7 protein-coding genes and 1 pseudogene are annotated in these 9,092 nt (G+C 75.5%); 5 read left to right on the plus strand and 3 right to left on the minus strand.

The genetic code is table 11. From position 1 onward, the window contains the following. The 4 genes from ABD323_RS33490 to ABD323_RS33505 form a co-directional block, all read left to right on the plus strand. Positions 1-609: thiol:disulfide interchange protein DsbA/DsbL (locus tag ABD323_RS33490; RefSeq protein ID WP_344445832.1), on the plus strand; the 609-nt coding region annotated here is incomplete at its 5' end. Positions 610-728: 119 nt separating this feature from the next. Beyond that, positions 729-1,619, plus strand: coding sequence for an ABC transporter permease (locus ABD323_RS33495; protein WP_344445833.1), 891 nt, complete (start codon positions 729-731; stop codon positions 1,617-1,619). Beyond that, positions 1,609-2,820, plus strand: coding sequence for an ABC transporter ATP-binding protein (locus ABD323_RS33500; protein ID WP_344445834.1), 1,212 nt, complete (start codon positions 1,609-1,611; stop codon positions 2,818-2,820). The genes ABD323_RS33495 and ABD323_RS33500 overlap by 11 nt, the downstream gene beginning before the upstream one ends. Positions 2,821-2,822: 2 nt before the next feature. Continuing rightward, positions 2,823-4,022, plus strand: a complete 1,200-nt coding sequence (locus ABD323_RS33505; RefSeq protein ID WP_344445835.1) for a glycosyltransferase family 4 protein — start codon at positions 2,823-2,825, stop codon at positions 4,020-4,022. A gap of 17 nt (positions 4,023-4,039) precedes the next feature. On the opposite strand, the gene ABD323_RS33510 is transcribed toward ABD323_RS33505, so the two are convergent. Further along, complete coding sequence (locus ABD323_RS33510; RefSeq protein WP_344445838.1) at positions 4,040-5,200, minus strand: glycosyltransferase; 1,161 nt, start codon at positions 5,198-5,200, stop codon at positions 4,040-4,042. Positions 5,201-5,271: 71 nt separating this feature from the next. Here ABD323_RS33510 and ABD323_RS33515 point away from each other — a divergent pair. Continuing rightward, positions 5,272-5,892 (plus strand): annotated as a pseudogene (locus tag ABD323_RS33515) (glutamate racemase); the annotation flags it as partial. Here the strand turns inward: ABD323_RS33515 and ABD323_RS33520 are convergent. Continuing rightward, entirely contained in the window at positions 5,808-7,289 is a 1,482-nt protein-coding gene (locus ABD323_RS33520) for a glycoside hydrolase family 16 protein (protein WP_344445836.1), read from the minus strand. The pseudogene ABD323_RS33515 and the gene ABD323_RS33520 overlap by 85 nt on opposite strands. Then, positions 7,286-9,092: glycosyltransferase (locus ABD323_RS33525; RefSeq protein ID WP_344445837.1), on the minus strand; the 1,807-nt coding region annotated here is incomplete at its 5' end. The genes ABD323_RS33520 and ABD323_RS33525, both read right to left, overlap by 4 nt.

The raw sequence follows: 9,092 nt of genomic DNA on the forward strand, positions 1-9,092 counted from the left end.
GCCCCCGTGGCGCGGTCGGCGGCCCCGGGGGCGGTGCGCGAGGGAGAACCGTACGCCGCCCTGAACCGGCCGCAGCCGGTGCGCGACACGAGCCGGCGCGAGGTGCTCGAGGTCTTCTGGTACGGCTGCGCGCACTCGCAGTTGCTGGAGGGCCCGCTCGAGCAGTGGCAGGCCCGCCAGCCGTCCGACGTGGTGCTGCGCCGGCTGCCCGCGGTCTGGCCCGGCACCTCCGACCAGACCGTGGAGCGCGCGCACGCCCGGCTCTTCTACACCCTGGAGCGCCTCGGCGCGGTGGACCGGCTGCAGGCGGCGGTCTTCCGGGCCGTGCGCGACCAGCACCTCGACCTCACCACCGAGGACTCCGCGGCCGGTTGGGCCGCGGGCCAGCAGCTCGACGCGGGTTCCTTCCGGGCCGCCTACGAGTCCGCCGAGGTCACCGAGCAGGTCGAGCGGGCACCCGAGGAGCTGACCCGCTACGAGATCGCCGAGCTGCCCACCGCGGTGGTGCAGGGCCGCTGGCAGACCAGCCCCAGCCGGGCCGGCGGGGTCGAGGCGATGCCCGGCGTGCTGGACCAACTCCTCGACGCCACACGGTCCAAGAAGAGCTGAGCGGGCGCCGCCACCCCCGCTCGGCGGGCTTGCGCAAAGCCCTCCCCGCTGGTCACGGTCTGTGCCACAGTGGTGGGCGACCGGGTCGCCGGTCGGCCTGACTGGGGAGGGTGGGGCCCGTGCCGGGACAACCCGCGCAGCTCGTCGGGGCGCGTGCGCGGCGGGGCGGCCAGCAGGCGCCGGCCGGGCCGCCGCCCGAGCTGGTCTTCCACCGGCGGTTACGTCCGGGGCAGGTGGCCAGGGAGCTGTGGGCGGCCCGCGAGCTGGTCCGGGCGCTGGCCGAACGCGACCTGCGGGCCCGCTACAAGCAGGCGGTGCTGGGCTTCGCCTGGGCGGTGCTGACCCCGCTGGCGCTCTGCGCGATCTTCACCCTGGTCTTCCACCGCGCGGTGAGGATCGAGACCGGCAGCACCCCCTACACGCTCTTCGCCTACGTCGGCCTGATCGTCTGGCAGTTCTTCAGCAACACGATGAACCAGGGCGCGCTGAGCCTGGCCAACAACCTCAGCCTGCTGAACAAGGTCTACTGCCCGCGCGAGGTGTTCCCGCTGGCCACCATGCTGGTGGCGACGGTCGACATGGCGGTGGCCACCGGCGTGCTGGGGCTGCTCTTCCTGGTCTTCTGGACCCCGCCGGCCGCCACCCTGCTCTGGGTCCTGCCGCTGCTGGTGGTCCAGTTCGCCTTCACCTACGGCGTGGCGCTGATCCTGTCGGTGGCGGTGGTCTACCTGCGCGACGTGCGCCACCTGCTGCCGATCATCACCCAGATGGGGGTCTTCGCCACGCCGGTGGCCTACCCGCTGGCCAAGATCCCGCACGCCTGGCAGGAGGTGTACTGCGCCCTCAACCCGCTGGGCGCGGTGATCGAGGGCTACCGGCGCGCCCTGCTCTACGGCGAGGCGCCCGACCTGCGGCTGACGCTGGCCGCCGCCGCCAGCTCGGTGGTCTTCCTGGTCGGCGGCTACCTGCTCTTCAAGAGGCTGGAGACGGGGATCGCCGATGTCGCCTGACGCGATCCGCCGCCCGGCGCCGGCGCCGGGCACCGTGCGCACCGAGCAGGTCTGGAAGCGCTTCCGCGCCGACCAGCAGCGGATGCTGCTGCGCGACCGGGTGGACGCGGCGGTGCGCCGGCTGCGCGGCGGGCGCGGGGAGGACTGGCGCTGGGCGCTGCGCGACATCTCGCTGCGGATCGAGCCCGGCGAGTCGGTGGGGCTGATCGGCTCCAACGGCTCGGGCAAGTCGACCCTGCTGAAGATGCTGACCCGGGTGATGTACCCCTACGCCGGGGTGATCGACGTCCGCGGGCGGATCGGCGCGCTGATCGAGATCCGGGCCGGCATCCACCCGGACCTGACCGGCCGGGAGAACATCTACCTGTTCGGCGCGCTGCTGGGCCTGCGCCGCACCGAGGTGGCCGGCCGGTTCGACGACATCGTGGAGTTCGCCCGGCTCGGCGGGGCGATCGACCGCCAGGTGAAGTTCTACTCCTCCGGCATGCAGATGCGGCTGGGCTTCGCGGTGGCCGCCTACCTGGAGCCGCACGTGCTGCTCGTCGACGAGGTGCTGGCGGTCGGCGACGCGGTCTTCCAGCAGCGCTGCCTGGACCGGATGCGCGAGGTGCTGGAGCAGGGCACCACGCTGGTCTTCGTCTCGCACGACCTGCCGGCGGTGGAGTCGATCTGCGCGCGCGGCATCTGGCTGGAGCAGGGCGCGATCCGGGTGGACGCCGGGATCCGCGAGGCGATGGCGGGCTACCGCGACTCGATCGAGGCCCAGTCCGAGGCGGGCGCGCGCACGGGCGAGCCGGTGCGGCTGGTCGGGCACGAGGTCCGTGGCGAGGAGCGGGAGAACCTCACCACCGACGAGCCGATGACCGTCGAGCTGACGCTGGCGGGCGACTACCGGGGTGACGCCACCCTGCACCTGGGGGTGAGCGAGGGCACCGCCAGCCCGATCTTCCAGCTCAGCCACGAGGTGCGGCTGGCCGGCGGGGACCACCGGCTGGCCTGCGTGATCCCCCGGCTGCCGCTGCCGCGCGGGCGCTACACGCTCTGGGCCGGGCTCTACGGCATCGGGCGCACCGACGGCGGCACGCTGATGAGCTGGCACTCGGTGGGCCAGTTCGACGTCTTCGGTCCGCTGCTGGACACCCCGCCGCGCGCCGTCGTGCTGGCCGCGCCGGTCTTCGTGCCGCACCAGTGGGAGGAGTGAGGGTGCGTCCGGTCCGGGTGCTCGTCCACCTCAACAACCTGGCCCTGGGCGGGGCCCAGCTCAACGCGCTGGACCTGGCCCGCACCCTGCGTGCCCGCGGCCACCACCCGGTGCTCTTCGCCCAGGGGGTGGCCGGCCCCGCGCCGCTGGTGGAGCGGGCCGCCGGGTACGGGCTGGACCTGGTGGTCTGCGGCGGGCCCGACACCCCGCGCGCCGTGCTGCGCCGGCGGCTGCGGGCACTGGCGGCCGAGCACGGCAGCGAGCTGCTGCACGCCTGGGAGGTGCGGGCCGCCCGCAACGCCTACTTCGGCCCCGGGCGCTTGGGCCGGCTGCCGGTCGTCACCACCTTCTACGGGATCCGGATGCTGCGCGGGATGCCCCGCCACCAGCCGCTGGTGCTGGGCCTGGGCGCGCTGCTGCCGCAGGGCCGGGCGTTCGGCCACCGGGCGCTGAGCCTGATCGAGCCGCCGGTCGACACGACGAGCGACGCACCGGGAGAGGTCGACGGGGCCGACTTCCGGCGCGAGCACGGGATCGGGCCGGACGAGCTGCTGCTGGCCGTGGTCACCCGGCTGGTGCCCGACCTGGAGAAGGACGCGGGAGCCGAGCTCACCGTCGAGGCGGTGCGCCGGCTGGCCGACCCGCGGGTCCGGCTCGCGGTGGTCGGCGCCGGCCCCAGCCTGGAGCGCCTGCGCGCGGCGGCCCGGGCGGCCAACACGGAGCTGGGCCGCGAGGCCGTCCTGGTCCCCGGCCAGCTGGCCGACCCGCGCCCGGCCTACCAGGCGGCCGACGTGGTGCTCGGCATGGGCGGCTCGGCGCTGCGCGGCCTGGCCTTCGGCAAGCCGGTGATCGTGCACGGCGCGGCCGGCTACAGCGCGATCCACCAGCCCGGACCGCTGGTCGAGGCGCACGCCTCGCGCTGCATGTACGGCACCGGCGCCGGCACCCGCTCGCCGGACGTGCTGGCCGACCAGCTGCGCGAGCTGCTCGACGACCCGCCGCGCCGCGCCGAGCTGGGCGCCTGGGGACGCGGCTGGGTGGTCGGCCGGTTCTCGCTGGAGGCCGCGACCACCGCCTTCGAGCAGCTGTACGCCGAGGCGCTGGCGCACCGCCCCGGGCCGCTGCGCTGGCTGCGCGACGCCGAGCAGATGGGCCGCTACGAGTTCGTCAAGCCCGCCCTGCGGCGCGCGCTCGGGCGCTGAGGCCGGGCCGCCGGCCGTCAGCTCGCCCCGTAGGTGCGGCCCTTCCAGGCGGCGCCGCGCCCGCGGTAGTGCTGCACGGCGGAGTCGAGCGTCATCAGCAGGTAGAGCAGGGCGGTGAACGGCAGCAGCAGCGCCGCCGGGTGGGGCCGGCCGTAGTAGCGGACCATCGGCAGGAAGGTGGCGGCCATCAGCGCCCAGGCCGCGGCGCCCAGCGCGAGCGGCACCGGCCGGCCGGCGACCAGGCCCAGCACCGTCGCCGCCACCGGCACCAGGTAGACCATGGCCAGCCCGAGCACGGTGACCACCAGCAGCGCCGGCGAGTGCCGCAGCTGGGCGTAGGCGCTGCGGCTGACCATCCGCCACAGCGGCGCCAGCCCCGGATAGGGGCGCACGCTCAGCACCCGAAGCTCCGGCGAGCGCTCCGCCAGCCCCAGCCAGGTCCGCCCGCCCGAGCCCTTGACCGCGCGGGCCAGCGAGACGTCGTCGATCACCGCACCGCGGATCGCCGCGATCCCGCCGGCCCGCTCCAGCGCCGCGCGGCGCACCAGCGTGCAGCCGCCGGCCGACGCCGCGGTCCGGGCGCCGGGGCGGTTGCTCCACCGGAAGGGGTAGAGCTGGGCGAAGAAGTAGACGAAGGCCGGCACGATCAGCCGCTCCCAGCCGGTCTCGGTGCGCAGCCGCGCCATCTGCGAGACGAGGTCCAGGCGCTCGGCCTCCGCGCCGGCGACCAGGGCCGCCAGCAGGTCGGGGCCGTGCGCGATGTCGGCGTCCGTCAGCAGCAGCAGCTCCGCACCGCCGGCCAGCTCCACCCCGTGCCGCAGCGCCCACAGCTTGCCGGTCCAGCCCGGCGGCAGCGGCGGGGGCGTGCTGACGGTCAGCGGCAGACCCCCGTCGGTCGCCAGCTTGCGGGCCACCTCGGCGGTACCGTCCGTGCTGTGGTCGTCCACCAGGATCACCTCGCACCGCCCCGGATAGCGCTGCGCCAGCAGCCCGGGCAGGCTCAGCGGCAGCACCGCCGCCTCGTCGCGGGCCGGCACCACCACCGCCACCCGCGGCCAGCGCGCCGGCGCGGGGCGGTGCGGCGGCAGCCGCAGGTCCGTGCGCCAGAAGAACCCCTGGCCCAGTGCCAGCCAGAGCCAGCAGAGCAGCGACAACCCGCTCGTCCACAGCAGCAGCATCACGCTGGCAGTCTGCCGCAGCGGCCGCACCAGGGTGGCTGCCACGCGCGGATCGGCTAGGGTCGTTCCCTGTGAAGATCGCACTGCTGGACTCCGGAATCGGACTGCTCGCGGCCGCCGCTGCCCTGCGGCACCAGCGGCCGGACGCCGATCTGGTGCTCTCCTGTGACCCCGACGGCATGCCCTGGGGCCCGCGCACGCCCCAGGACATCGCCGAGCACGCGCTGGCCTGCGCCCGGGCCGCGGCCGCCTACCGACCCGACGCGCTGGTGGTGGCCTGCAACACGGCCTCGGTGCACGCGCTGGACGCGCTGCGCGACGCGCTGGAGCCCGGACTGCCGGTGATCGGCACCGTCCCGGCGATCAAGCCGGCCGCGCTGGGCGGCGGCCCGGTGGCCATCTGGGCCACCCCGGCCACCACCGGCAGCGCCTACCAGCGCGGGCTGATCGCCGACTTCGCCGACGGCGCGGCGGTCACCGAGGTGCCCTGCCCGGGCCTGGCCGAGGCCGTCGAGCAGGCCGACGAGGCCGCGCTCGAGCAGGCGATCGCGGCCGCGGCTGCGCTCACCCCGCCCGGCACGGCCGCCGTCGTGCTCAGCTGCACCCACTACGAGATGGTCGACGAGCGGATCCGCGCGGCGGTGGCCGCCGCCGGCCACCCGCGGCTGACGCTGCACGGCCCGGCCGGCGCGGCGCCCGGGTAGCCGACCGCGAGGTTGACGATCAGCTCCATCGCCACCGAGGGGATCCGCTGCGGGTCGGTCTGCTGCCAGCGCTGGACCCCGTCGACGTACCAGGTGAGCGCGTGCGGCTCCCAGTCCAGCGCGAAGACGTGGTAACCGGCCGGGAAGTCCACCGGCCCGTAACTCTGCCCGGCGGTCTCCTCGTTGCCGAACACCCCCACCCAGTGCACGTTCATGTCGACCTGCCGGGTCACCTCCGGGAACTCGGCGACGTCCAGCTCCGGTGGCGCCGAACGGGTGACGGGCAGCAGCCAGAAGGCCGGGAACATGCCGCCCTGCGGGGGAATCCGCAGCGCGGCGGCGAAGTAGCCGTAGGTGAAGGTCTCCCGGGGCTGGGCGTCCCAGGAGTCCCGGCCGGTGCTGATCATGCCCGAGGTCCAGGGGTGGTTGCCGCCGTCGGTGCCGGGGGTGTCCCGCCGGGTGGCGGTCAGCGTCGCCACCCCGCCGCCCACCGTGACCTGGCTCGGCAGGTACCACTCCTGCTCGTGGTTGCCGCCGTTGGTGCAGCCGGCGTTGTTCCAGTCGTAGCAGGTGGTCCAGCGCGAGCTGTCCAGGGTCGTCCCCTCGAAGGTGTCCGCGAAGACCTGGTGCCAGGGACCGGCGGCGGCGGGCTGGTCGGTGGGGACGGCGGCCGGGGCCGGTCCCACCGGCGGGGTCGGCGTCACGGCCGGGGTGCTGCCCGGGGCGGCCGGGGTGCCCCCGCAGGCGGCCACCAGCAGCAGGAGGCCGACCGCGGCCACCCGCGGCCCGGCCGGCGAGTGGACGAGCGGGCGCGGCGAGCGGGCCGGCCGGTGGCGGGCGGACCGGACGGCGAGCCGGCGGGCGAACAGCTGCGGGGACGGCGGCCGGTCCGGCGGGAGCCGGTCGGGCGGCAACGGGTCCGGCGGCAGCGGATCGGGCAGCGGTGGGTCGGGCAGCCGTGGGTCCGGCGGTGCGGACGGCGGTGGCTCGGCCGACGGGGGCGCCCCGGACCAGCGGCCCGGACCCGCCCCGCGCCCACCGCTCCGCCCCGGCGGCCACCGCCGCGGGCGCAGCGTGAGCAGGGTGGTCAGCGCCGCCAGCGCCCCCACCGCGCGCGGCACGGTGAACGCGTGGTTCAGGTAGAACGCCTCGGCCACCAGGGCCAGCAGCGCCAGGCTGACCGCGACCGTCAGCACCAGGCCCTCCAGGGCGTCCAGCGGGTCGGTGCGGCGCGGCGACACCGGGCGCACCGCGGCCGCGCCCGGCCCCAGCAGCAGGAACGCGGCCAGCAGCACCACCCGCAGCGGGAAACCGGCCGGCAGCGCGGTGACGAGCAGGGCCGCCCAGCCGCTCAGGGCCAGGGCGAGCCGCACGCGAGGGGTCATCGGGTGTCTCCCGTGTGGGCGGGCAGGAACTTGTAGATGACCGCGTCCGGGCTCTGGTAGATCCGGGTCAGCCGCGGTGAGCTGTCGGCGGCGGCCTGCACGTTCGCCACCGTGCCGGCGGGCATGATCCCGGTCAGGTCGACGTCGGCGGCCTGCGCGCGGGTGAGGATCAGGTAGGCGGCCGGGCCGAACCCGTTGTCCGCGCGGTCCAGCGCCGCCTGGGGATCGCTGACCACCAGGTGCTGGAAGGTCAGGCTGCTCTGGGTGAAGACCAGCCGGTCGTGGTTCTCGTAGTTGAGGTCCAGGCCCGGCAGGTCGCTGGTGACCGAGATGATCAGCGCACCGGTGCTCGCGTGTTCGGCCAGGTAACGGCCGGCGGTCACCTCGCCGGTGGTGAAGTGGTTCATGTCCTCCTTGCCGTAGTAGCCGAAGAACAGGCCGCCGAGCAGGCCGAAGAGCACGCCCAGCGCGGCCACCGCGCGCAGCCGCGGCCGGGAGCCGGGCTGCAGCAGCAGCGCGGCGGCCAGGAACGCGGTGGCGGGCAGCGCGAAGAGGTAGGCGCGGAAGAGCATCTCGCCGCCGTAGCTGTTGGCGGCCAGCACCGGCAGCGGCGCGATCACCAGCAGCGGCAGCCCGGTGCGCCGCACCCACGGGCGGCGCACGAAGCCGGCCAGCGCGAGCGCGAAGAGCGTGGCGGACATCCCGCGGTCCACCCAGGCGAGCAGGACCTGGCCGCTGGAGGCGGAGCCGAGCCCGGCCAGGCCGGCCAGCGCGTTGGAGTCCGGCGCGGCGAGCGCCTTCACGAAGCCGCCCAGGTTGGCCGAGACGAAGGGGCGGGCCACGGTGGCGTTCCACAGCAGGGTCATGCCGACCGCGCCGAGCAGCAGCGGCAGCACGGTGCGGCGGTTGCGCCGGGGCAGCCAGAGCACCAGCAGGGCGCTGATCAGCATCAGCGGGGTCAGCTGGTGCGAGGAGACGATCGCGGCCTCCAGCACCAGCAGCAACGCGAGCCGCGAGGGCCGCCAGCCGGCCACCGCCGGGTCCGGTTCCCGGCCCGGGGCGCGCAGCCCGTGCGCCCCGCCCGCCGCGCGCACCGCCTGCAGCCGGCGCACCAGCACGGCCATGATCGTGACGTAGAGCAGGAAGGCGAAGGCCTGCGGCGAGAAGTAGTCCTGGCCGATCCAGGAGGCGGAGTAGAAGATCCACACCCCGCCCCAGACCAGCCGGCGGTCCTGGGTGACCGAGCGGTAGAGCAGCAGCAGCGGGCCGAGCAGCAGGACGTTGACGATCACCGGCGTCCAGACCGCGTAGCCGAGCGCCGAGTGGAGCCCGGTGGCCCGCAGCACCAGCGCGTTGAGCTGGAAGAAGCCCGGCCACTGGTTGTAGATGTCCAGCTCCTGGGCGTGCGGCACGGTCCCGTTGTGGCGCATCATCTCGTCGAGCACGGCGATGTGCTTCCAGGCCCAGGCGTAGCGCAGCTGCGGGTAGAGCAGGCTCGGGGTGGCGTGGATCATCGCGATCAGGCCGAGCACGTAGCCGGCCGGCCAGCCCCGGCCGGTGCCGGGGTCGCGCAGCGCGGCCGCGAAGCCCAGGGTGAGCACCACGATGCCGGCCCAGTAGAGCGCGGGCAGCACCTGGAGCAGGCCCAGGTCACCCATCCGGCCCAACTGGACCCCGCGCAGCGAGAGCAGCCAGAGCACCAGCGCCAGCGGCAGCGCCGCCCGCGGGACCCAGCGGGGCAGCTGCCGGGGGCCACCGGCGCGTTCGCCGGGGCCGCGGTGCTCGGCGCGCCCGGTCGCGGTG

Origin of the sequence: Kitasatospora nipponensis, assembly GCF_039528135.1 — a bacterium.
GTDB classification, from domain to species: Bacteria; Actinomycetota; Actinomycetes; order Streptomycetales; family Streptomycetaceae; genus Kitasatospora; species Kitasatospora nipponensis.